At 71.9% G+C, this 21,460-nt stretch carries 21 protein-coding genes; 13 read left to right on the top strand and 8 right to left on the bottom strand.

The features are described from left to right. Positions 1 to 81: 81 nt before the first annotated feature. A complete protein-coding gene (locus IE153_RS11195) occupies positions 82 to 1,719 on the top strand; it encodes a serine/threonine-protein kinase (RefSeq protein ID WP_229828965.1) in 1,638 nt (545 codons plus the stop codon). 4 nt (positions 1,720 to 1,723) lie between these two features. Here IE153_RS11195 and IE153_RS11200 read toward each other — a convergent pair whose 3' ends face one another. Further along, entirely contained in the window at positions 1,724 to 2,530 is an 807-nt protein-coding gene (locus IE153_RS11200) for an SGNH/GDSL hydrolase family protein (RefSeq protein ID WP_189589562.1), read from the bottom strand. A gap of 337 nt (positions 2,531 to 2,867) precedes the next feature. On the opposite strand from IE153_RS11200, the gene IE153_RS11205 reads away from it, so the two are divergent. The 6 genes from IE153_RS11205 to IE153_RS11230 all read left to right on the top strand — a co-directional run bounded on the left by IE153_RS11205 (position 2,868) and on the right by IE153_RS11230 (position 9,146). Then, on the top strand, positions 2,868 to 4,073 hold the full coding sequence (locus IE153_RS11205; protein WP_189589563.1) for a S8 family peptidase: 1,206 nt from the start codon (positions 2,868 to 2,870) through the stop codon (positions 4,071 to 4,073). 479 nt (positions 4,074 to 4,552) lie between these two features. Next, positions 4,553 to 5,374 carry a glycosyltransferase family 2 protein gene (locus IE153_RS11210; RefSeq protein ID WP_185009508.1) on the top strand — a complete coding sequence of 274 codons (822 nt, stop codon included), beginning with the start codon at positions 4,553 to 4,555 and terminating at the stop codon, positions 5,372 to 5,374. Beyond that, entirely contained in the window at positions 5,371 to 6,369 is a 999-nt protein-coding gene (locus IE153_RS11215) for a glycosyltransferase family 2 protein (RefSeq protein ID WP_189589564.1), read from the top strand. Before IE153_RS11210 ends, IE153_RS11215 begins: the two co-directional genes overlap by 4 nt. 25 nt (positions 6,370 to 6,394) lie before the next feature. Further along, entirely contained in the window at positions 6,395 to 7,168 is a 774-nt protein-coding gene (locus IE153_RS11220; protein WP_189589637.1) for a polysaccharide deacetylase family protein, read from the top strand. A 76-nt stretch (positions 7,169 to 7,244) separates the two neighbouring features. Next, positions 7,245 to 8,339, top strand: coding sequence for a DUF5925 domain-containing protein (locus IE153_RS11225; protein WP_189589565.1), 1,095 nt, complete (start codon positions 7,245 to 7,247; stop codon positions 8,337 to 8,339). Positions 8,340 to 8,372: 33 nt separating this feature from the next. Beyond that, positions 8,373 to 9,146 carry a DUF72 domain-containing protein gene (locus tag IE153_RS11230; RefSeq protein ID WP_189589566.1) on the top strand — a complete coding sequence of 258 codons (774 nt, stop codon included), beginning with the start codon at positions 8,373 to 8,375 and terminating at the stop codon, positions 9,144 to 9,146. A gap of 174 nt (positions 9,147 to 9,320) precedes the next feature. Here IE153_RS11230 and IE153_RS11235 read toward each other — a convergent pair whose 3' ends face one another. Beyond that, on the bottom strand, positions 9,321 to 9,689 hold the full coding sequence (locus IE153_RS11235; protein WP_031109570.1) for a GntR family transcriptional regulator: 369 nt from the start codon (positions 9,687 to 9,689) through the stop codon (positions 9,321 to 9,323). A gap of 71 nt (positions 9,690 to 9,760) precedes the next feature. Between IE153_RS11235 and IE153_RS11240 the strand changes: the two genes are divergently transcribed. Together IE153_RS11240 and IE153_RS11245 are read left to right on the top strand one after the other, a co-directional pair. Then, the gene (locus IE153_RS11240) at positions 9,761 to 10,690 is read left to right on the top strand and encodes a GNAT family N-acetyltransferase (RefSeq protein ID WP_189589567.1); all 930 of its coding nucleotides are present in this window, start codon (positions 9,761 to 9,763) and stop codon (positions 10,688 to 10,690) included. Next, positions 10,671 to 11,171 carry a ribonuclease FAU-1 family protein gene (locus IE153_RS11245; protein WP_189589568.1) on the top strand — a complete coding sequence of 167 codons (501 nt, stop codon included), beginning with the start codon at positions 10,671 to 10,673 and terminating at the stop codon, positions 11,169 to 11,171. The genes IE153_RS11240 and IE153_RS11245 overlap by 20 nt, the downstream gene beginning before the upstream one ends. On the opposite strand, the gene IE153_RS11250 is transcribed toward IE153_RS11245, so the two are convergent. Beyond that, on the bottom strand, positions 11,130 to 11,762 hold the full coding sequence (locus tag IE153_RS11250; RefSeq protein WP_189589569.1) for a class I SAM-dependent methyltransferase: 633 nt from the start codon (positions 11,760 to 11,762) through the stop codon (positions 11,130 to 11,132). The genes IE153_RS11245 and IE153_RS11250 overlap by 42 nt on opposite strands. A 139-nt stretch (positions 11,763 to 11,901) precedes the next feature. Here IE153_RS11250 and IE153_RS42340 point away from each other — a divergent pair, with 139 nt between their 5' ends. Then, positions 11,902 to 12,036, top strand: a complete 135-nt coding sequence (locus tag IE153_RS42340; protein ID WP_268251758.1) for a hypothetical protein — start codon at positions 11,902 to 11,904, stop codon at positions 12,034 to 12,036. 30 nt (positions 12,037 to 12,066) lie between these two features. Here the strand turns inward: IE153_RS42340 and IE153_RS11255 are convergent, their stop codons facing one another. After that, positions 12,067 to 12,516, bottom strand: coding sequence for a GNAT family N-acetyltransferase (locus tag IE153_RS11255; RefSeq protein ID WP_189589570.1), 450 nt, complete (start codon positions 12,514 to 12,516; stop codon positions 12,067 to 12,069). 180 nt (positions 12,517 to 12,696) lie between these two features. Here IE153_RS11255 and IE153_RS11260 point away from each other — a divergent pair, with 180 nt between their 5' ends. Beyond that, a complete protein-coding gene (locus IE153_RS11260) occupies positions 12,697 to 13,719 on the top strand; it encodes a lytic polysaccharide monooxygenase auxiliary activity family 9 protein (protein WP_189589571.1) in 1,023 nt (340 codons plus the stop codon). A gap of 107 nt (positions 13,720 to 13,826) precedes the next feature. Here IE153_RS11260 and IE153_RS11265 read toward each other — a convergent pair whose 3' ends face one another. Together IE153_RS11265 and IE153_RS11270 are read right to left on the bottom strand one after the other, a co-directional pair. After that, positions 13,827 to 14,687, bottom strand: a complete 861-nt coding sequence (locus IE153_RS11265) for an esterase/lipase family protein (protein WP_189589572.1) — start codon at positions 14,685 to 14,687, stop codon at positions 13,827 to 13,829. A 172-nt stretch (positions 14,688 to 14,859) separates the two neighbouring features. After that, positions 14,860 to 15,306, bottom strand: a complete 447-nt coding sequence (locus IE153_RS11270; RefSeq protein WP_189589573.1) for a MarR family winged helix-turn-helix transcriptional regulator — start codon at positions 15,304 to 15,306, stop codon at positions 14,860 to 14,862. A 79-nt stretch (positions 15,307 to 15,385) separates the two neighbouring features. Here IE153_RS11270 and IE153_RS11275 point away from each other — a divergent pair, with 79 nt between their 5' ends. After that, positions 15,386 to 15,760 carry a cupin domain-containing protein gene (locus IE153_RS11275; RefSeq protein ID WP_189589574.1) on the top strand — a complete coding sequence of 125 codons (375 nt, stop codon included), beginning with the start codon at positions 15,386 to 15,388 and terminating at the stop codon, positions 15,758 to 15,760. A 16-nt stretch (positions 15,761 to 15,776) separates the two neighbouring features. On the opposite strand, the gene IE153_RS11280 is transcribed toward IE153_RS11275, so the two are convergent. Next, positions 15,777 to 16,760 (bottom strand): DNA polymerase Y family protein, encoded by a 984-nt coding sequence (locus IE153_RS11280; RefSeq protein ID WP_189589575.1) that lies wholly within the window; start codon positions 16,758 to 16,760, stop codon positions 15,777 to 15,779. Then, positions 16,757 to 20,284 (bottom strand): DNA polymerase III subunit alpha, encoded by a 3,528-nt coding sequence (locus IE153_RS11285; RefSeq protein WP_189589576.1) that lies wholly within the window; start codon positions 20,282 to 20,284, stop codon positions 16,757 to 16,759. Before IE153_RS11285 ends, IE153_RS11280 begins: the two co-directional genes overlap by 4 nt. A 154-nt stretch (positions 20,285 to 20,438) precedes the next feature. Here IE153_RS11285 and IE153_RS11290 point away from each other — a divergent pair, with 154 nt between their 5' ends. Beyond that, a complete protein-coding gene (locus IE153_RS11290) occupies positions 20,439 to 21,452 on the top strand; it encodes a DUF3533 domain-containing protein (RefSeq protein WP_189589577.1) in 1,014 nt (337 codons plus the stop codon). Positions 21,453 to 21,460: the final 8 nt, after the last annotated feature.

Consider the following 21,460-nt stretch of genomic DNA (forward strand, 5'->3'; position numbering starts at 1 on the left):
AAGCGGACGTCGTGAGGAAAACCGACCTCATGGGGAAGACACACCCCATGAAGATTTCGCCCGGCTGCGAATGGGGGCGCCGTGTTCGAAGAACCGGGCCATGAGCGTGTGATCGCGGGCCGCTACCGGCTCCTGGCACCGCTGGGCGAGGGCGGCATGGGAACGGTGTGGCGCGCCCGCGACGAGGTGCTGCACCGCGAGGTCGCCGTCAAGGAGGTGCGCGCCCCGTCCGGCCTGGCGGGCGACGACGTGCAGCGGATGTACGCGCGACTGGAGCGGGAGGCGTGGGCGGCGGCCCGGGTCGCCAACCGCAACGTGGTGACCGTGTACGACGTGGCCACGGACGACGGCCGGCCGTGGATCGTCATGGAACTGGTCCGCGGCCTCTCCCTGGCCGAGGTCCTCGACGCCGAGGGCCCGATGGCACCGCAGCGCGCCGCGCACATCGGCGCCGAGGTGCTTGCCGCGCTGCGGTCCGCGCACGAGGCCGGGGTACTGCACCGCGACGTGAAGCCGGCCAACGTGCTGATCTCGAACGACGGCCGGATCGTGCTCACCGACTTCGGCATCGCCATGGTCGAGGGCAGCTCGGCGCTGACCATGACCGGGGAGGTCATCGGCTCGCCCGAGTTCCTCGCCCCGGAGCGGGCGCTGGGCCGTACGCCGGGCCCGGAGTCGGACCTGTGGTCGCTCGGGGTGCTGCTGTACGCGGCGGTCGAGGGCCACTCCCCCTTCCGCCACGACACCCCGCTGAGCACGTTGCGGGCGATCGTCGACGAGGAGTTGCCGCCGCCGTACCGGGCGGGGCCGCTCGCCCCGGTGATCGAGGGGCTGCTGCGCAAGGATCCGGAGCAGCGGCTGCCGCCCGAGCGGGCCGAGGAGGATCTGCGGATCGTCGCCGCAGGGGGTTCGCCTCGTGCGGACACCACGCGGGCGGTTCCGTTCCCGCCGACGGTCGTGGGCCACCCCGAGCCCGCTCCCACGCCCCCGATGCCGTTCCCGGGCCGTCCGGCGTCGTCCGGGTCGACCGCGACCACGAGGGCCACCGGCCGGGACGGGGAGCGCAGGACCGGGCGGGTGCTGGTCGCGGGTGTGATCGCGCTGGCGCTCACGGTGGGCGGGCTGACGTACGCGCTGCTGAACAACGGGGACGGTTCGGACGGCAACGACCAGGGCGCCGGGGACGGTACGCCCACGGCGATCAAGAGCCCGCCGCGCAGCACCGGGAAGGAGAAGTCCAGCCCGTCGCCGACCCCGAGCGAGTCGAAGGAGAGCAGTCCGCCGCCGCAGTCGGTGCGGGTCGCCCTTCAGGGCAGGCGTACGGATTATGCGGGCCCGTGTCCGCCGCCGAACGCCCAGGCGCCCGAGTTCACGGCGACGCTCACGGTGGGCCGGCTGCCGGCCGAGGTGAGCTACCGCTGGGTGACCCAGGACGGCCAGGTCCTCGACGGGGGCTGGAAGACGCTGTCGTTCGCGGAGGGCGGCGGCCGTTCGAAGCGGGACACGGTGCGGGTGACGACCGAGGCGGAGAGCGGGACGTTCGAGAACGAGATCAGCGTGGAGGTGCGCGAGCCGGTGCGGACGACGTCCGAGTCGGTGCCGTTCTCGGTGACGTGCGAGACGGAGACCCCGACGGGCGGGGCCTCCCCTTCTCCCTCCGGCACGGACCCGGACTCGGGCTCGGATCCGGAGTCGAATCCGGATTCGGACTCCGGCTGAGCGGTCAGTCGTTGCTGTTGAGCACGGGCAGATAGCCGCCCGACTGGCCGGGTGCCTTCGGGTGGTACGACTCGCCGATGTTCAGCCAGCTGACGCTGTGCAGCCAGGAGTCGCCGGAGCAGATCTCGTGGCCGGTGAAGGTGGTGCGTACGTCGCCGAAGGCGAAGCCGTGGTTCGCTGCGCGCTTGGCGATGGCGGTGTTGAGGTGGTCGGAGGCGTCGTTGATGGCCTTGCGCTTGGTCTCGGACAGACCGAGGCAGGTGGCGCCGAGCTTGTAGAAGCGGGGGTAGCCGAGGACGACGACCCGGGCGGCGGGGGCCTTGGAGCGGATGGCCGAGTACACGCCGTCGAGGTTGCCGGGCAGCGTGGAGTCGACGTACGCGCGGGCGGTGTTGATGCGGGAGACGCAGGAGCTGTCGGACTGGGTCACGCAGGTCGTCATGACGTCGGCGAATCCGGCGTCGTTGCCGCCGACGCTGATCGAGACGAGGGCGGTGGAGGCGCTGAGCGGGGTGAGCTGATTCGCCAGAACATCACCCGTTCGGGCGCCCGAGCAGGCGGTGAAGTCGAAGGTCGAGGGTGAGTGGGCGGCGGCCCAGAGGTAGGGGTAGGCCTTGGTGCTGCGCTTGCAGTCGCCGCTGGAACTGATGTAGCTGCCGGCTCCGACTCCCGAGGAATAGGAGTCACCGAGCGCCACATAGCCGCCAGTTGCAGCGAGTGAGGACGCCTGCGCCGTCGCTGCCCCGGTGAGGGCGGTGCCGACGGCGAGGAGGAGCGAGCTCACGAGGACGACAAGTCGGGAACGTCTCATGGAACCTCCCTTTAGCAGGATCTCTGCCATAACCGTCGTAGCAGCTACGCGTGTTGACAGGAAGTGTCCATGCCAAGCCTTTTCGGCTCTTCCCGGCTTCACGTGGCCTGTTCACGACGGGTTGTGTTACGCATCCACCTCCCCTGTTGCGCGGACATGACAAATTTATTGACGGATTCTCAACTCTCTTGTTCTACGCCGGTAGTTGGCTGACGCTTTACTCCGGCCGGGAGCGGAACGCGACGCTCCCCGGCCCGTGTGCGCGAGCACGCGCACATCCCCCACATGACGCGCGCCCCACCCAGGCGCGCGCCGCCTAGAGGAGGACTCCCTCGTAATGGCACAACTGCGCAGCAAGAGACTCGGGTTCGCCGCCCTCACCTCGCTGGCGACCGCCGCCCTCGTGGGCGGGCTCACCACGCTTCCCGCCCAGGCCGCACCCGCCGAGGGCCGGGTGCTCGCCGCGGACGCCCCGACCGCGATCAAGGACAGCTACCTCGTCACGCTCAAGAAGAGCGCGGGCCTGAAGGCGTCCTCGGCCGCGGGCAAGGGTCTGGTGAAGGAGTACGGCGGGGCGGTCGACAAGACGTTCGGCAAGGCACTGAACGGCTACTCCGCCACCCTCTCCGCCGCCGAGGCCAGGCAGCTCGCCGCCGACCCGGCGGTGGCCTCCGTCGAGCAGAACCAGCGCGTCACGCTCGCCGCCACCCAGACGAACGCCCCCTGGGGCCTGGACCGCGTCGACCAGGCCTCGCTCCCGCTGTCCGGCACCTACACCTACCCGGACAGCGCGGGCAGCGGTGTGACGGTCTATGTGATCGACACCGGTGTGCGCATCACCCACCAGCAGATCAGCGGCCGTGCCTCACACGGCTACGACGCGGTCGACGGCGACAACAACGCCTCCGACGGCAACGGCCACGGCACCCATGTGGCCACCACGATCGCGGGCACGACCTACGGTGTCGCCAAGAAGGCGAAGATCGTGGGGGTGCGGGTGCTGAACAACAGCGGCTCCGGCACCACGGCCGGTGTGATCGCGGGCATCGACTGGGTCACGCAGAACCACTCCGGCCCCTCGGTCGCCAACATGTCGCTCGGCGGCGGCGCCTCCGCCACCCTGGACACGGCCGTCCGCAACTCCATAGCCAGCGGTGTCACGTACGCCGTCGCCGCGGGCAACAGCAGCACCACCGCCTCCTCGTCCTCCCCCGCCCGGGTCGCCGAGGCCATCACGGTCGGCGCCACCACCAGCACCGACGCCAAGGCGAGCTACTCCAACTACGGCTCCGCCCTGGACATCTTCGCGCCCGGCTCCTCCATCACGGCCGGCTGGCACACCAGCGACACCGCGACCAACACCATCTCCGGCACCTCGATGGCGACCCCGCACGTCGCGGGCGCGGCGGCGGTCTACCTGGCCGGTCACACCTCGTCCACCCCGGCCCAGGTCGCCACGGCCCTGGTGAACGGCGCCGTCACCGGCAAGGTCACCAGCGCGGGTTCCGGCTCGCCGAACCGGCTGCTGCAGATCGTGCAGTGACCGACGTTCGCACCGGCACCTGAACACGTGTTCCCCGGAGGCCCTGATCGCCTCCGGGGAACGCATGTTTATGGGACGGGAACGTGCAACTTGCGTCGCACAAGGCGTCTGACGCAACGGCCAAACCAACAAAAACGTGAGCGGCCGTTCCAGGTCTTGCCATACGGGTTCAATCGTCAATACCGTCATACATCTCACCCGCATCGGTCCGTCAGTACGCGGCTCTAGGGGAGGGCTCAAGGACCGCGACGAACCGGCGCGGGGCGCGGTAGGGGGGTGCCGTGCTCGGTGACCGCACGTGGTGACCGGGCCGTGCCGCGCGGTCGGCTGCCGTTTTCGCGGCCGGCCAGCTTTGCCAGCTCACCCGGCGTGCCCGAAGTTCCATGTCGGCGTGCCTCGAGTGAGAACCCCCCTTTCGAACCGGATTGGATCCGGACTGCCCTGGGGGGGCGGTCCACCGGACGAGAGGGACCAGACTCATGAGCTCAGTTCTGCAGCCGGCCGCCGCGGAGCAGCATCCGCCGGTCGCCGGGAAGTACCGGCCCGTCTCCTCACACCTGGCCATCGCGCCGCCGGTGAGCGTGGTCATCCCGGCCATGAACGAGGCGGAGAACCTTCCGTACGTCTTCAAGTCCCTGCCCGACTGGATACACGAAGTGGTCCTGGTCGACGGCAACTCCACCGACAACACCGTCCAGGTGGCCCGCGAGCTGTGGCCCGAGGTGAAGGTCGTCGAGCAGCGCGGCAAGGGCAAGGGCGACGCCCTGATCACCGGGTTCCAGGCCTGCACCGGCGACATCATCGTGATGGTCGACGCGGACGGATCGGCGGACGGGGGCGAGATCCTCAGTTACGTCTCCGCCCTGGTCTCCGGCGCGGACTTCGCCAAGGGCTCCCGCTTCGCCAACGGCGGCGGCACCGACGACATGACCTTCATCCGCAAGCTCGGCAACTGGGCGCTGTGCACGGTCGTCAACCGCAAGTTCGGCGCCCGCTACACCGACCTCTGCTACGGCTACAACGCGTTCTGGCGGCACTGCCTCGACAAGATCGACCTCGACTGCACCGGCTTCGAGGTCGAGACCCTGATGAACATCCGCGTCGTCAAGGCCGGGCTGAAGGTGCAGGAGATCCCGAGCCACGAGTACCTCCGCATCCACGGCGTCAGCAATCTGCGGGCCGTGCGGGACGGACTGCGCGTGCTCCGGGTGATCCTTCAGGAGCGCTCCAACCGCCGTGCGCTGCGCCGCCGTTCGCCCCAGTCTCCGATGCTGGACGCGATGCGGGGAGAGGTGTCTTGAGCAGTCCCGGCATCTCCGTCGTGATCTGCGCGTACACCGAGGACCGCTGGGAGGACATCCTCGCCGCGGTCTCCTCGGTCCACGCGCAGTCACGTCCGGCCCTGGAGACGCTGCTGGTCGTCGATCACAACGAGACGCTCCGGGAGCGGCTGGCCAAGGAGTACAAGGAGTCCTCCGACGACGCCGTGGTGCGGGTGCTCGCCAACGCGGGCCCCCGCGGCCTGTCCGCCGGCCGCAACACCGGCATCGCCGCGGCCCGCGGCGAGATCGTGGCCTTCCTCGACGACGACGCCGTGGCCGAGCGCGACTGGCTGCGGCACTTCGCCGAGGCGTACACCGACGACCGGGTGATGGCGGTGGGCGGGCGCACGATGCCGGTCTGGGCGTCGGGGCGGCGGCCGGACTGGTTCCCGGAGGAGTTCGACTGGGTGGTGGGCTGCACGTACCGGGGCCTGCCGCGCGGCCGGGTGCGGGTGCGCAACGTGCTCGGCGGCAACGCCTCGTTCCGCCGCAGCGCCTTCGACGCGGCGGGCGGCTTCGCCACCGGCATCGGCCGGGACGGCGACAAACGCCCGCTGGGCTGCGAGGAGACGGAACTGTGCATCCGCCTCAGCCGGGCCCGGCCCGACGCGGTGCTGCTGATCGACGACCGGGCGGTGATCCACCACCGGGTGCCCGAGATCCGTGAGCACTTCCGCTACTTCCGCACCCGCACCTACGCCGAGGGCCTGTCCAAGGCGCTGGTGGCGCGCAGCGTCGGCGCCGAGAAGGGCCTGGAGTCGGAGCGCCGGTACGCCACCCGGGTCCTGCCGGCCGGGGTGGCCCGCGGTCTGCGGGACGCCCTGCTGGCCCGGCCGGGCGGGGCGGGCCGGGCGGGGGCGATCGTGGCCGGGGTGCTGACGGCGGCGGGCGGTTACGTCGTCGGCAGCGTCCGGGCGCGCCGGGGCGGGACCACGTTCCGGGTACCCGAGGTGGAGGTGGCGGCCCGTGAGTGACGCCGACGCACGCGTACCGATCCTCATGTACCACGCGGTGGCGACCGACCCGAACGAGGCGACCCGCGCCCTGTCGGTGACCCCGGAGGCGTTCGCCGAGCAGATGGCGGTGCTCGCCGACCGGGGTCTCACGCCGGTCACCACGGCCGGACTGGCGGCGTGCTGGCGCTCCGGCCGCGCGCTGCCCGAGCGGCCCGTCCTCATCACCTTCGACGACGGCTACGAGGGCGTGCACCGGCACGCCCTCCCCGCGCTCGCCAAGCACGGCTTCCCGGCCACCCTGTTCGTCTCGACCGGGTGGCTCCGGGGGCCGTACGACACCGGCGGCGGCCTGGACACCATGCTGGACTGGGACCAGGTGCGCGAACTCGCGGCGGCGGGCGTCGAGATCGGCGGGCACAGCCACAGCCACCCGCAGCTCGACCAGGTCTCCGACGCCACCCTGCGGTTCGAGCTGATCCACTGCAAGGAGATCGTCTCGGACCAACTGGGCACCGTCCCGGCCTCGTTCGCCTACCCCTACGGCTACTCCAGCCGCCGGGTCCGGCAGGCGGTGCGCGAGACGGGCTACGCCCAGGCCCTCGCCGTCGGCAACGGCCTCGCGCGGCGCGCGCAGGGGCCGTACGCGCTGCGGCGGGTGACGGTGCGCCGCAGCACGGAGATCGAGGAGTTCGAGCGGGTCGTCGAGGGCCGTGCGATCGCCCGTACGTTCGCCGGGGACCGTGTCCTGACCAAGGGGTACGCCGTCGTCCGCAGGGTTCGGCAGGCTCGCCGGCTGGTCTCCCGCTCCGTGGGCTGACCTGCACGGGGGCGACATGCCGCGTGCACCTGGAAACCGGGTGCACGCGGCGTCCCCGTGCCGGATCATGGCGGGCATGTCTGGAAACCCGCACGAGGCGCTGCCGATCCGGCTCAACGTCGACGACTCCGACTCCCCGTCCGACGTCGTCGACGCGCTGTTCCTCGGCCGCTTCGCGACGGGCGAGCAGCCGTACTCCCACGCGGTGAACATCGACCGCGTGCGGTCCGGTGCGACGCTGCTGCCGCCCGGCGCCCGGGTGCTGCGCGTCGCCCGGGACGACGACCGCAGCGCGACGCTCGCCGAGGGCGACGGCTGGACGCTGCTGGTCTCCCGCTGGAACCGTGGCGCCGACGTCACGGTGACGGCGACCGGCGAGGACCTCGCGAAGAAGATCCTCGACCAGGCCACGGACGGCGCGGCGGACGAGCCCGAACCGCAGCCGGAGAACGTCACGATGGGCTTCTGGTACGTCTCCCCACGCCGGGGCCCGCACCGCACCACCCGTCAGATCGCGGCGGGCACCTGGGACGAGGTCCGGTCCAACTACACCGCGCCGGTGGCGGACGCCATGGACCGTCTGATGAAGACGACCCCCGAGGACATCGCGGGCCGGCTCCTGCTGCTGCACGGCCCGCCGGGCACCGGCAAGACCTCGGCGCTGCGGACGCTGGCCCGGTCCTGGCGCGACTGGTGCCAGGTGGACTGCGTCCTGGACCCCGAGCGGCTCTTCTCCGACGTCGGCTACCTCATGGACATCGCCATCGGCGAGGAGGACGCCACGGGCAAGGGCCGCTGGCGGCTGCTGCTCCTGGAGGACTGCGACGAGCTGATCCGCGGCGAGGCCAAGCACACGGCGGGCCAGGCCCTGTCGAGGCTGCTGAACCTGACGGACGGCCTGCTCGGCCAGGGCCGCAACGTCCTGGTCGGCGTCACGACCAACGAGGACCTCGAGCGCCTGCACCCGGCCGTGGTCCGCCCGGGCCGCTGCCTCGCCCGGATCGAGGTCGGTCCGCTGACCCGCCGCGAGGCGGTGACCTGGCTGGGCCAGGAGGAGGGCGTCGGCCGCGAGGGCGCGACGCTGGCGGAGCTCTACGCGCTGCGCCGGGGCACGTCCCCGACGTCCCTGCCGGAGCCGCGCGGGGGCGTCGACGCGGGCCTGTATCTGTAGGAGGTCCACACCCACCGGTGTTTTGATGGGTGTATGACCCTGTTCGTCGGCACGTCCGGATGGCAGTACAAGGACTGGCGGGACGTCCTGTACCCGTCCGGGCTGCCGGTGCGGCTCTGGCTGGAGGAGTACACGCGGCACTTCGCCACCGTCGAGATCAACAACGCCTTCTACCGGCTGCCCGCGCGCGAGACGTTCGAGGACTGGCGGGGGCGGGTGCCCGGGGATTTCGTCGTGGCGGTCAAGGCCAGCCGCTATCTGACCCACATCAAGCGGCTCAAGGACCCTGAGGAGCCGGTGCGCCGCCTGATGAGCCACGCGGCGGGTCTCGGCGACCGGCTCGGCCCGGTCCTGCTCCAGCTGCCGCCCACCCTGCGCGCCGACCCGGGCCTGCTGGACGCGTGCCTGGCCTGCTTCCCGGCCTCGACGCGGGTCGCGGTCGAGCCGCGCCACGACTCCTGGTGGACACCGGAGGTCCGCCGCGTCCTGGAGTCCCGGCGCGCCGCCCTGTGCTGGGCCGACATCCTGGCCCGCCCGGCGACCCCCTTGTGGCGCACCACCGACTGGGGCTACGTCCGCTTCCACCAGGGCCGCGCCCACCCCTGGCCCCGCTACGGCCGCCGCTCGCTGGCCACCTGGCTCGACCGCATCGCCACGACGTGGTCCGGCGGCGAGGACGTCCACGCGTACTTCAACAACGACCCGGGCGGCGCGGCGGTGGAGGACGCGATGGCGTTCGCACGGGCGGGGAGGTCTGCGGGGCTGGACATCACGCGGACGCCGGGCCGTCTGACGCGGGCCGGCTGAACCGATCTTCTCCGCCGCGGAAGGCCGTACGCCGACTGCGGCGCCGTTGTGGCCGGTCGCGCAGTTCCCCGCGCCCCTAGGGCGACGCCCTCTAGGGGCGCGGGGAACTGCGCGAACAAGCCCCACCGGCCCGTACCCGGACGACAACCGAACCCGAGCAGCAAGCCCGACGCCCTACTCCCCGTAAGCCGCCCGCAGGGCATCGCGTACCGCCGCCAGCGCATCGGCCTCCGTGAGCCCGAGCCTCCTGGCGCGCTCCGCATAGGCCTGCGCGGCCGAGGCCAGCTCGCGGTCGGCCGCCGAGCCGGCGGCGGCCACGAACGTGCCGTTGCGGCCCCGCGTCTCGATCACCCCGTCCGCCTCCAGCGCCCGGTACGCCTTGGCGACCGTGTTCGCGGCGAGGCCCAGCGACTCGGCCAGCCCTCGCACGGTCGGCAGGCGGTAGCCCACCGGCAGGGCACCCGACCGCGCCTGCTCGGAGATCCGCGCCCGCACCTGCTCGTAGGGCGGGGCACTGTCGTCGATGTCGATCTTCAAGGTCACAGGCCGATTGTCGCGCACCCGGCGGAAAATGAGAGGCACCCCGGTCGGCTCCACGCGTAGCGTGCGCCTCCATGACCGTGATCGTGCGCGACCTGCGCCCCGACGTCCGAGCCGATGCCGAGGGGTTCTCCGACACCCGCCGCCTCGCCTTGCCGTACATGCTCTCCACACCCGAGTCCGTGGTGCACACCCTGACGCACGTCCACCCCGACGCCCACTTCGGGCAGCTCGTCGCCGAGGAGGACGGTGAGATCATCGGCACCGCCCAGGTCAGCGTCGCCCACGACAGTCCCGAACCGGGCCAGGGCTCGGCCAACATCTATGTGCGCCCCGACCGCAGGAACCGCGGCGCCGGTTCGCTCCTGCTGCGCACCGCCGAGGAGCGCCTGGGGCGCCTGGGCGTCACGAAGCTGTTCGCCTGGGTGCTGGACGAGCCGGACAACCGCGCCTTCGCCGAGCGGCACGGCTTCCGGGCCAGCCGTTCCGCCTGGTTCCTGCGCCTGGACCTGGCGACGGGCACGCTGCCGCCCCGAGCGGACGTCCCCTCCGGCGTCGAGCTGCGCACGGCCGCCGACTTCGCGGACGACCCGCGCCCGATGTTCGAACTGGACGCGGCGACGTCGACGGACGAACCGAGCGACATCGACGTCGAGTTCACCGACTACGAGGCCTGGCTCGAGGAGCACTGGAAGCACCCGCTCCTGAACCGCGATCTGACCACGGTCGCGGTCGTCGGCGGCCGGCCCGCCGCGTTCAGCGTGGCGTACACCGACGGCGCGTCCCGCTATGCCACGGCCATGACCGGCACCGCCCGGGAGTTCCGCGGCCGGGGCCTGGCGAAGCTCGCCAAGAACGACTCCCTGCACCGCGCCCGCGCGGCGGGATGCACGCAGGCGTTCACCGGCAACGACACCGGCAACGAGCCGATGATCGCCATCAACAAGTGGTTCGGCTACGAGATCTGCGCGAAGGAGGTGCGCTATGTCCGCGAACTCGGCTGACCTGCCCGCGCGGCTGGAGGTCGTGCTCGTCAAGGCGGGCCGTACCAAGATTCGTTACACCGGTGAGCTGCTGGCGGACGACGGGACGCGTGTGGCGGTCCGCGCACCCTGGGCGGGCTCCGGCGTCCGCGACTTCGGGTTCGTGCGCTTCGAGCCCGGGGACGTCTTCACGGAGTACTACTGGCGCGACCGCTGGTACGCGGTGAAGGAGGTCCGCTCCGCCGCGGGCGCGCTGAAGGGCTGGTACTGCGACGTCACCCGCCCCGCGCGGCGCTCCGGCCCGGAGCTGGTCGTGGAGGATCTCGACCTGGACCTGTGGCGCTCCGCGGACGGCACGGACGTGCGGCGCCTGGACGAGGACGAGTTCGCCGAGAGCGGTCTCGGCGCGTCGGATCCGGAGGCGGCGCGGGCCGCCCTGGCCGCGCTCGACGAACTGGAGTCACTGGCCCGCAGCGGCGGGTTCACCGCGCTCCTGGCCTGACGGGCGGATCTCGGCGACCACCGCGTACCGCTCGTCCGTCACCTCCCCGCCCCACAGCAGCGGGTCGTCCGAGAGCCGCTCCACACGCACCGGTCCGGCGATCGGGTCGAGCAGTGCGGTGAGCCGCTCGGCGGGTATGCCGACCGGCTCGATGCCGCCCCACACGCCCTCGACCAGCACGAGCCGCCCGCCCGGCCGCAGCAGCCCGCGCCAGTGCCTCAGGGCGCGGCCGGGGTCGGGCAGGGCCCACAGGACGTGCCGGACGAGCACGGTGTCGAAGCGCTGCTCCCCGACCGGCGGTGAGGCGGCGTTCCCCACGAGGAACACCGCGTCGCGCCCGGCGAGCTTCTCCCGGGCGAGCGCCACCATGGCCGGGGAGAGGTCCACGCCCGTCACCCGGTGACCCTGCTCGGACGCGAGGAGTGACAGGCTGCCGGTGCCGCAGCCGAGATCGAGGACGTCTCCCGCCCGCCCGGGCAGCCAGCCGCGCAGCCGTCCGGCCCAGGCGCGGCGCACCTCGGGGTCACGTAGGCCGTGGTCCGGCTCCTCGTCGAAGGAGGCGGCCTCGGAGTCCCAGTCCACGTTGGTCATGGGCCCAAGAGTGACACCCGCCACTGACACTCGAATCGTGACTGCCGCCACTGACAGACCAGGAGCGATGAGTAACTCTCCCCCGAAAGGTCTACCCCCGTGAGAACGCGGAACCCGGTAGCCCCTTAAGGAGGCAGCCATGCGCCGTGTGACCGTGCAGAAGCCCCTGAAGAAGACGGATCTCCGCCGGATCCGTGAAGAGGCCGACGAGTGCCCCGCGGGGCGCCCGGAGGTCCGCAAGGACATCGCCCGCACCTGGTGGCCGGACGCCTGAACGGCCGGTACCGATCATGAGACGCACGCCTCAGAGCAGCCGCTTGCGGTAGTGGACGCGGTCGTAGGGCCCGTCCATCCGACGCTCCACCAGTTCGTAGCCGTATCTCGGATAGATCTTCTGGTTCTCCCACATCAGCGCGTTCGTGTAGAGCCTGACCTCGGGCAGCCCGAGCGCACGCGCGTGTGCGTCCACGAACCGCAGCAGCCGCCGCCCCACTCCCCCGCCGTGCGCGGAGGGGTGGACGGCGATGATGTCGAGGAAGAGATGGTCCGCGAACGCCTCGACCACGACGAGCCCGGTCACGGGATCGCCCGTCACGAACACCTTGCCCGCGGCCACGTTCGCCGCGTGGTCCTCCTCCATGGGCTGCGGAACCCGCCCGATGCGCGCGATGTAGGGGCGGAAGGCCGCGTCGATCACGTCCGCGACGACCGGTACGTCGGCGGCCCCGGCCGGCCGGATGTCCTCGTCTGCCATGCCGCGACGGTACCTACCTGATGCCAGTCCGAACACTCCCTTAAGCGGGCCATAAGGATCTCCTCCACCCGCCCTCAGCAGGCGATTTCACGGTTCTCACGGGCTAGCTTCGGATCACCCCACGGGATCCGGCCCACCCGGGCCCGGACCTGTCCCATGAACCGTTCGAGGAGTTCCCGCATGCCCGCACGTCGCCAGGTGGCCACCGTCGCAGCCCTCGGCAGCCTCCCGCTCGCCCTGACCGCGCTGACCGCCGCCCCGGCCGCCGCGCACGGTTCGATGGGCGACCCGGTCAGCCGGGTCTCGCAGTGCTACGCCGAGGGCCCCGAGAGCCCGAAGTCGGCCGCGTGCAAGGCGGCGGTCGCGGCGGGCGGCACCCAGGCCCTCTACGACTGGAACGGCATCCGCATCGGCGACGCGGGCGGTCGGCACCAGCAGCTCATACCGGACGGCAAGCTCTGCAGCGCGAACAACGCGGAGTTCAAGGGGCTCGACCTCCCCCGCGCCGACTGGCCCGCGACCGGCGTCCGCAGCGGCTCGCACACCTTCAAGTACCGCGTGACGGCCCCTCACAAGGGCACCTTCAAGGTCTACATCACCAAGCCCGGCTACAACCCGGCCAAGCCGCTCGCCTGGAAGGACCTGGATCTCGCGAAGCCGGTCGCGACGTCCACCGACCCGGCCGCCGCCGGCGGTTTCTACACCTTCTCCGGCACCCTGCCCCAGCGCTCCGGCAAGCACCTGCTGTACGCGGTCTGGCAGCGGTCGGACAGCCCGGAGGCGTTCTACTCCTGCTCGGACGTCAGCTTCGGTGGCGGTGGCGGCGCGACAGGCGGCGCCGGCAGTGCGGCAGGCGGCGCCGCTCCGGCCCCGTCCGCCTCCGCTCCCAGCGAGAAGCAGATCAAGGACGGCAACGCCAAGTCGACCGTCGAGCACCACGGGCACGGCGACAACGACCCCAGCACCTCGGCGGAGCCGGCCGCGGCTCCGAAGGAGAGCACCCCGAACCGGCCGAAGGCCGCCGCGCCCGCGCCCAACCGGCCCGAGGCGGCCGGTGCCACGGAGAACCTCGCCGAGACCGGCGGTGACAGCACCACCCCGTACGTCGCGATCGGCGGCGCGGCGGCGCTGGCCCTGGGCGCCTCGGCGCTGTTCCTCTCGGCCAGGCGCCGGACGGTGAGCGGCGGCCGACAGGGCCGCTGACCTCACCGCCCCACGACCCGGGGCCTGTCCGGCGGCTCAGGCCGGACAGGCCCCGAAACGTTTCCCTGGCACGTGTCAACGGGCGACACGTCAACGGGTGACACGTGTCATTCGAAGGCCGAAAGGCAGGTGGTGGGCGTGGCACGCCCCGGATCGAGGGCGTTGGCCACCTCGTGGAAGACGACCCGGTCCAGCAGCCCGACGGCCACGTGCTCGGACAGGTCGACGGAGCACAGGTCCTGGAGCAGGACGTTGCGCACGTCCGGCCCGTTCAGGTACTGGCTGCGCCACGGCGTGACCACCTCGTCGTACTGGGTGGCGATGACGGTGTACCGCACGCCGGGCACGGTGTCGCCGCCCGCGTTGAGCTTGGTGAGGAAGGCGGAGCCGGTGACCTGGTCGGCGAGGGCGGGGGTGTTCTTCGACAGCAGGTCCGCCGCGCCCGGGAAGTAGGGCAGCAGCTCGGTGAATCCGTTCAGGTCGGTGCCGTGGTTGCTGGGCGCGATGCCGACCAGGGCGTTCACCTTGGCGGCTCCGCCGAGGAACTTCAGGTAGTAGCGGGGCATCATGCCGCCCTGAGAGTGCCCGACGACGTCGGTCTCGGCGGCTCCGGTCGCGGCGAGCACCTTGTCGACGAAGTCCTTCAGCTGCCCGGCGGACTTCTCGGCGGGTCCGAGGCCGTGGAAGAAGGGGACGCCCTCCAACTGGCCGTAGTCGAGGGAGAAGACGCAGTAGCCGCGGACCTTCAGGTAGGGGGCGAGGCCCAGCCAGTTGTCGACGGAGTTCCCGAGGGTGCCGTGGACGAGGACGACGGGGCGGGGGTGGGCGGCGGACGGCTTGCAGGAGTAGTCGTTCCAGCCGGAGCTCGGGGCGCCGGCGGCCTGGGCGGTGGCGGCGGGGACGGTGAGGGCGGCGGCGGTCAGCAGCAGCGCGGACAGGGGTCTGAGCACTCGCTTCCAGGGCAGCATCGGGTGATCTCCTTGCGGCTCAAGGGGGATGCGACGGCACGGGGCCCTGTGATCCGGATCACGAGGATGCTGTTCACTCGTCAAGTTACGGGCGAGTAGTCAAACTGGGAAGTTACGCGTCAGTAAAAACTCGCGGTGGTAACCGGCGCGCGAGACTCCGGCCGACACGCCTTCACCAGGCAGGCCGGATGGGCCCGTGCGGCGCGATGCGCAGCAACTGCCGACCCAGCGAGCGCACTTCCCGCTCCCCCAGCAGGGCTCCCCACTCCCGCACGGCTTCCGCGGCCGCCTCCTCCGCGGCCCGGGTGCAGGCCCACCCCCGCTCGGTCAGCACGACCAGCCGCGCCCGCGCGTCCTCGGGGTGCGGCCGCCGCTCGGCGTATCCCTTGCGCACCATCTCGTCGACGAGCTGGCTCGCGGCCTGCTTGGTCACCCCGAGGTGGGCGGCGAGGTCGGTGACCGTGGCGCCGTCCGGGGCGAGCCGGGCGAAGGCGAAGCCGTGCGCGGGTCGCACCCCTTCGAAACCGCGGGCGAGCACGCCCTCGTGGATGCGTTGCGTGAGCCCGCCGGCGACGGCGAGCAGGGCGGCGGACAGGGCCATGGCCTCGGAGTTCTGCACGCATGCATTGAAACACCCTTGACGTGACGGTCAAGTAGCTTGACTATATAGTCAAGCTACTTGACCACTTGGAGGCATCGTGCCCATCGTCCGATCGTCCGAAGCCGTCGTCCACGAGATCCACGGCGCCCGTTTCGTCTCGTACGCCACCCCGGGCAGCGGCAGCAAGGAGCTCTGCGCCTGGCGCGGTGAGATCCCGCCCGGCCTCAAGGCGCCCGCGCACACGGTCAGCCGGGAGGAGATCTTCCATCTGCTCGACGGCGAGCTGCTGATCACCCTCGACGGCCACACCGAGCGGATCGCCGCGGGCGACACGGTGATCATCAACCCCGGCGCCACCCTGACCGTCGAGAACCCGACCGACCGGACCGCGTACTCCTGGGTCACCACCTCCGTCGGCCTGGAGGCACGGCTGGCCGACGGCACCCGCATCGTGCCGCCGTGGGCCAACTGACGTCACAGGGAGGGAGCTACGCCGCCCTCCCCCCTAGTCCCCCGGGCATCACCGCCCGCGGACCGAACTTCGCCCGCGCCTGGTCCGCGATCTCCTCGATACGGCGGACCTTCTCGTCCACCGGGTCGAAGGTCAGCTGGTGGGAGGCCTGGTCGGCGGGGTCGAGCCCCTCGGCGCGCAGGGCGATGGCCCGCACCCGGGCCCGCTGCAGCCCGAGTGCCTCGTACATGCCGTACGCGGCCCTGGTCAGTGCCGGGGAGTGCGCGGTCGGTTCGGTCAGGGTGCGGCTGCGGGTGGTGGCGGACCGGTCGGCGTAGCGCACGGTGAGGGTGAGCGTGCGGCAGACCTTCTCCAGGGCGCGCAGCCGGGCGCCGATCTCCTCGGCGGCCGACAGCAGCGCCCGGCGGTGCCGCTCCGGGTCCAGCTCGTCGCGCCCGAAGGGGCGTTCCGCCGCGAGGGACCGGGAGACGGCGTTCGGCACCACCCGGCCGCGGTCGACGCCGTTCGCCTTCTCGCGCAGCTCACGGCCGGCTTTCGCGCCGATCAACCGTTGCAGCGTGGACAGCGGCGCGGCGGCGACCCGGCCGAGGGTGTCGAGGCCGTAGTCGCCCAGTGTGCGAGCGGTCGCGGTGCCCACACCGGGCAGCGCGGCGACGGGTTGATCCGCGAGGAACTCCGCGATGGCGTCCGGCTCGTCGGGCACCGTACGCGTCACCCCGGGGGCCGCGTCGCGCAGCGCCATCCGTGCCAGCATCGGCCCGGGCCCGGCCCCGATCACGCAGTCGACGCCGTGCAGCGCGAGCGACCGCACCCGGATCACCGAGGCCAGTTCGACGGCGTCCCGCCGGAAGTATCTCTCGGCACCGCGCAGGTCGGCCAGCGCCCCGTCCGGTGGCAGGGCCTGGACGACGGGGGTGAACTCCTCGAGCATCCCGAGCAGATGGGGCAGATCCGCCTCGCTCGCCGGAGGCAGCTGGAAACGTACGCAGAGGATGGTCATCCCGCACTCCCCGGACTCTGGTGCCACAACTTCCTTGTGTTCGCGGGTCCTTCGCCCGCCGGACGCAGATCGGCCCAGGGGTGCATCTCGTACCCCGTGGACATGCGGATCTTCCGCTGCTCCATCGGACCCTCGGCCGCGGAACCCGTCGGCGCGGGCGCACCGTCCGACCCGGCGAGCCGCCGCCGCACGGCTCCCTCGCCGTCGTCACCGGAACCGCCGTCGCCGGAACCGCCGGCGCCGGAACCCTCCTCGCTTGAATCACGGGGGCCGGGTCCGGCCAGCCGGGCCGCGACCCCCTCCAGCCCCTCCTCCCGGCGCACTTCCAGCAGGTCCGCGAGGTTCCATGCGGCGGCGCCCACCACGCTGAGGCTGCGCGGGCCGCGGCGCTGCACCACCCCGCGCACCAGCAGCAGCCAGGAGTGGAAGACGGTGTGGGCGCAGGCGTCGTGGGAGTCGTCGAAGAAGGCGAGGTCGACCAGGCCCGTGCCGTCGTCCAGGGTGGAGAAGATGACGCGCTTGCCGGACCGGATCGGCGGCGTCTGGGTGGCCGCCTTGGCGCCCGCGACCAGCACGGTCTCCCCGTGCCGGGCCTCGCGCAGCCGGCGCGCCGAGACGACGCCCAACTCGTCGAGGAAGACACGGTGGTCGTCCATCAGATTGCGCGAGGCGTCCATGGACAGCACGCCCAGCTCGGCGCTGAGCCGCTCCGAGGAGGTGAGGTCGGGCAGCCCGGCCGGCGCGGTCCTGCGCCCTCCGGCCAACGGCAACTGGCCACCGCCCCCGCCCCGGGCGCCCCGGTGCAGCTCGGTCAGATGCAGTTGCAGATCACGGCGGTTGGCGCCGAACGCGTCCAGCGCTCCCACCTGCGCGAGCCGCTGGGCCAGCGGACGACTGGGCCGACCCCGCTCCCAGAAGTCGACCAGCGAGTCGTACGGCTGCCCCTCGGCGATCCGCGCCGCCTCGGCCTCGCTGATGCCGTGGACATCGGAGAGGGCCAACCGCAGCCCCCATTTACCGGACACCAGTTCGATACGGTGGGCGACTCCCGACGCGTTCACGTCCAACGGCAGCACCGGCACCCCCCGCCGCCGCGCGTCCGCCAGCAGCAGCCGCTTCGGGTACATCCCGGGATCATGCGTCAGCAGCCCGGCATAGAAGGCGGCAGGGTGATGCGTTTTCAGCCACGCCGACTGGTAGGTCGGCACGGCGAAGGCGACCGCGTGCGCCTTGCAGAATCCGTACGAACCGAAGGCCTCGACGATCTCCCAGGTCCGCTGAATCGTTTCCGCGTCATAGCCGTTCGCCCCCGCGTGCTGCGCGAACCACACCTTGATCCGCGCCTGGGACTCAGCGTCCGACAGCCCGCGCCGCACCCGGTCCGCCTCGCCGCGCCCGCAGCCGGTCATGATGTCGACGATGTCGATGATCTGCTCGTGGAAGACGACGACCCCGTACGTGTCCCGCAGCGGCCCCTCCAGATCAGGGTGCGGATAACGGATCGGCGCCCGCCCGTGCCGTGCCTCGATGAACGGCCGCACCATGTCGGCGGCGACCGGCCCGGGCCGGAACAGCGAGATGTCGACGACGAGGTCGTGGAACGTGGCCGGCTGGAGCCGCCCGACCAGATCCCGCTGACCGGGCGACTCGATCTGGAAGCACCCGAGCGTCTCGGTGGACTGGACCAACCGGTACGTCTCCGGATCCCCCGGCGGCAGGGCGTCCAGATCGACCCTCACCCCCGACACCCGCTCCACCTCCCCCACCGCGTGCGCCATGGCCGACTGCATCCGCACACCCAGCACATCGAGCTTCAGCAGCCCGAGGTCCTCGACGTCGTCCTTGTCGAACTGCGACATCGGAAAGCCCTCGCCACTGGTCGGCATGACCGGCGTACGCGCGAGCAGCGAGGCGTCCGACAGCAGCACCCCGCACGGATGCATGGCCACCCCGCGCGGCAGGGCGTCCAGCGCCTCGACCAGCTCCCACAGCCTCCCGTACTTCTCCTTCTCCCCGGCCAGCGCGCGCAGCTCGGGCAGTTCCTCCAGCGCCGCACGGGCGTCCCGCGCCCGGATATGGGGAAAGGACTTGGCGACCCGGTCGATCTCGGCCGGGTCCATGGACAGGGCGGCGCCCACATCCCGGATCGCATGCCGCACGCGGTACGTCTCCGGCATCGCGACCGTCGCGACCCGTTCGGTGCCGAACCGGCCGATGATCGCGCGGTAGACCTCCAGCCGGCGCGCGGACTCCACGTCGATGTCGATGTCGGGCAGCACGACCCGTTCCTTCGACAGGAAGCGTTCCATCAGCAGCCGGTGCTCGATCGGGTCGGCGTGCGCGATACCGAGCAGATGGTTGACGAGCGACCCGGCCCCGGACCCGCGGGCGGCGACCCGGACGCCCATCGTCCGTACGTCCTCCACCACCTGGGAGACGGTCAGGAAGTAGGAGGCGAATCCGTGGTGGGCGATGATGTCCAGCTCGTGGTGCATCCGCTCCCAGTACTCCGGCCGCCGGTCGTACCCGCGCAGCACCATCCCGGCCGCCGCCCGCGAGGCCAGCGTCCGCTGGGCGGTGCGGCGCCCCGCGCCGACCAGATGCGGCTCGGGAAAGTGGACGGTGCCGATCCCTAGATCGTCCTCGGGGTCGACCAGGCACTCGGCGGCCGTGGCCTCCGTCTGCTCCACCAGCCGGTGAGCGGTCTCCCGACGGAACCCCGCGGCTTCCACGATCCGCTCCGCCACACCGACCATGTCCCCGGCGCCCTTGAGCCAGGCCGCACCGGAGTCCAGCCCCTTGGCCGGGTCGATGGGCACCAGCCGCCGGGCGGCGTCCAGCACGTCGGCGACCGGCCCGAGCCCCGGGTCGGCGTACCGCACCGCGTTGGTGAGCACGGGCCGGATGCGCTGCTCGGCGGCGAACCCGACGGTACGGGCGGCCAGCCGCAGCGACCCCGGCCCCGTCCCCTCCCGGCCGTGCCAGACGGCCTCCAGCCGCAGGCCGTCGCCGTAGACCTCCCGCCAGGGCACGAGCAGCCGCGCCGCCCGGTCGGGCCGCCCCGCGGCCAGGGCGCGCCCGACGTCCGATGCGGGCCCGAGCAGCACGGTCAGCCCCTCGGCATGATTGCGCCCCCAGGGCAGCAGGGGCGTCCCCTCCCCTTCATGGGCAGCCGAGACGAGCCGGCACAGCTCCCCCCACCCCCGGGCACCGTCCCGGGCAAGAAAGGTCACGCGGGGAGCCGACTCGTCGACAAAGGCACCACCCCGCACCGGCGTCCGCCGCCGCCGCTCAACCCCGGGCTCCGTGCCCGCCACCGCCAGATCGACCCCGAACAGCGGCCGGACTCCCGCCTTCCCGCAGGCCTTCGAGAACCTGACCGCACCGGCGAGCGTGTCGCGATCGGTCAGCGCCAGGGCGTCCATGCCCCGCTCGGAGGCACGTTCGGCCAGCCGCTCCGGGTGCGAGGCTCCATAGCGCAACGAGAACCCGGAGACGGTGTGCAGATGCGTGAAGCCCGGCACACGCACCTCCCGTACTCGTGAGCCACACCAGCTCTCGAACATCTGTTCCCAACTACCTCACCCCCACCATACCCCCATCCTCGAATGTATGTGCGACATCCGTTCGGCCCCGCCCCACCTGCGGAAACACCCCATATCCCCCGACCGTGGAGGCATGCCGCACAGCTCGTTCCTCGCCGAGGTGAGAGACGCCGTCACCCCGCGGGCCACCCTGCTCATCGTCGGTGTGATCGCGCTCCAGCTGCTGTTCATCGCCTCGTACGTGGGAGCGCTGCACGACCCGAAACCCAAGGACGTGCCCTTCGGTCTCGTCGCCCCCCAGGCCGCGGCCGCACAGACGATCACCCGACTCGAACGCCTCCCCGGCTCCCCCCTGGACCCTCGCGCCCTGCCCGACGAGGCAACGGCACGGAACCAGCTCACCCAGCGCGACATCGACGCGGCCCTGATCATCGATCCCAGGGGCAGCACCGACACCCTCCTGGTCGCCTCCGGCGGCGGCAGGGTCCTCTCCACCACGCTGACAGCCCTCGTCACCACCCTGGAGAAGTCCGAGCGGCGCACGATCCGGACGATCGACGTGATCCCGTCCGCGCCCCACGACCCCAACGGACTCTCGTCCTTCTACCTGGTGATCGGCTGGTGCGTGGGCGGCTACCTGGGCGCCGCGGCCCTGGCCATCAGCGCCGGGGCGAAACCCTCCAACCCCACCCGCGCCGCGATCCGCCTGGCGGTCATGGCCCTGGTCGCGATCACCGGCGGTCTCGGCGGAGCCCTCATCACCGGCCCGATCCTGGACGCCCTGCCGGGCAGCACCGCGGCCCTCTGGGGCCTGGGCACCCTGATCATCTTCGCCGTGGGCGCGGCCACCCTCGCCCTCCAGGGCGTCTTCGGCACGATCGGCATCGGCCTGGTCATCCTGCTGGTGGTCATCCTCGGCAACCCCAGCGCGGGCGGCGCCCTCCCCCCGCCCCTCCTCCCACCCTTCTGGAAGGCGATCGGCCCAGCCCTCCCCCCGGGCGCCGGCACCTGGTCGACGCGCTCCATCGCCTACTTCGACAACAACGCGATGACGGCATCACTCCTGGTCCTGACAGCGTGGGCGGTGGCGGGAACGGCGATCACCCTGGCGGCGGCCACGGTAAGAAGGCGCGCAAACGCGACGTAACCCAGCCA

The organism is Streptomyces massasporeus, assembly GCF_014648995.1.
GTDB classification, from domain to species: Bacteria; Actinomycetota; Actinomycetes; order Streptomycetales; family Streptomycetaceae; genus Streptomyces; species Streptomyces massasporeus.

Excerpts from the sequence above, each read along its gene's own strand:
- IE153_RS11200 (WP_189589562.1), bottom strand. The coding sequence starts at position 2,530 with ATGAGACGTTCCCGACTTGTCGTCCTCGTGAGCTCGCTCCTCCTCGCC.
- IE153_RS11205 (WP_189589563.1), top strand. The coding sequence starts at position 2,868 with ATGGCACAACTGCGCAGCAAGAGACTCGGGTTCGCCGCCCTCACCTCG.
- IE153_RS11210 (WP_185009508.1), top strand. The coding sequence starts at position 4,553 with ATGAGCTCAGTTCTGCAGCCGGCCGCCGCGGAGCAGCATCCGCCGGTC.
- IE153_RS11220 (WP_189589637.1), top strand. The coding sequence starts at position 6,395 with ATGTACCACGCGGTGGCGACCGACCCGAACGAGGCGACCCGCGCCCTG.
- IE153_RS11225 (WP_189589565.1), top strand. The coding sequence starts at position 7,245 with ATGTCTGGAAACCCGCACGAGGCGCTGCCGATCCGGCTCAACGTCGAC.
- IE153_RS11230 (WP_189589566.1), top strand. The coding sequence starts at position 8,373 with ATGACCCTGTTCGTCGGCACGTCCGGATGGCAGTACAAGGACTGGCGG.
- IE153_RS11240 (WP_189589567.1), top strand. The coding sequence starts at position 9,761 with ATGACCGTGATCGTGCGCGACCTGCGCCCCGACGTCCGAGCCGATGCC.
- IE153_RS11245 (WP_189589568.1), top strand. The coding sequence starts at position 10,671 with ATGTCCGCGAACTCGGCTGACCTGCCCGCGCGGCTGGAGGTCGTGCTC.
- IE153_RS11250 (WP_189589569.1), bottom strand. The coding sequence starts at position 11,762 with ATGACCAACGTGGACTGGGACTCCGAGGCCGCCTCCTTCGACGAGGAG.
- IE153_RS42340 (WP_268251758.1), top strand. The coding sequence starts at position 11,902 with ATGCGCCGTGTGACCGTGCAGAAGCCCCTGAAGAAGACGGATCTCCGC.
- IE153_RS11255 (WP_189589570.1), bottom strand. The coding sequence starts at position 12,516 with ATGGCAGACGAGGACATCCGGCCGGCCGGGGCCGCCGACGTACCGGTC.
- IE153_RS11260 (WP_189589571.1), top strand. The coding sequence starts at position 12,697 with ATGCCCGCACGTCGCCAGGTGGCCACCGTCGCAGCCCTCGGCAGCCTC.
- IE153_RS11265 (WP_189589572.1), bottom strand. The coding sequence starts at position 14,687 with ATGCTGCCCTGGAAGCGAGTGCTCAGACCCCTGTCCGCGCTGCTGCTG.
- IE153_RS11280 (WP_189589575.1), bottom strand. The coding sequence starts at position 16,760 with ATGACCATCCTCTGCGTACGTTTCCAGCTGCCTCCGGCGAGCGAGGCG.
- IE153_RS11290 (WP_189589577.1), top strand. The coding sequence starts at position 20,439 with ATGCCGCACAGCTCGTTCCTCGCCGAGGTGAGAGACGCCGTCACCCCG.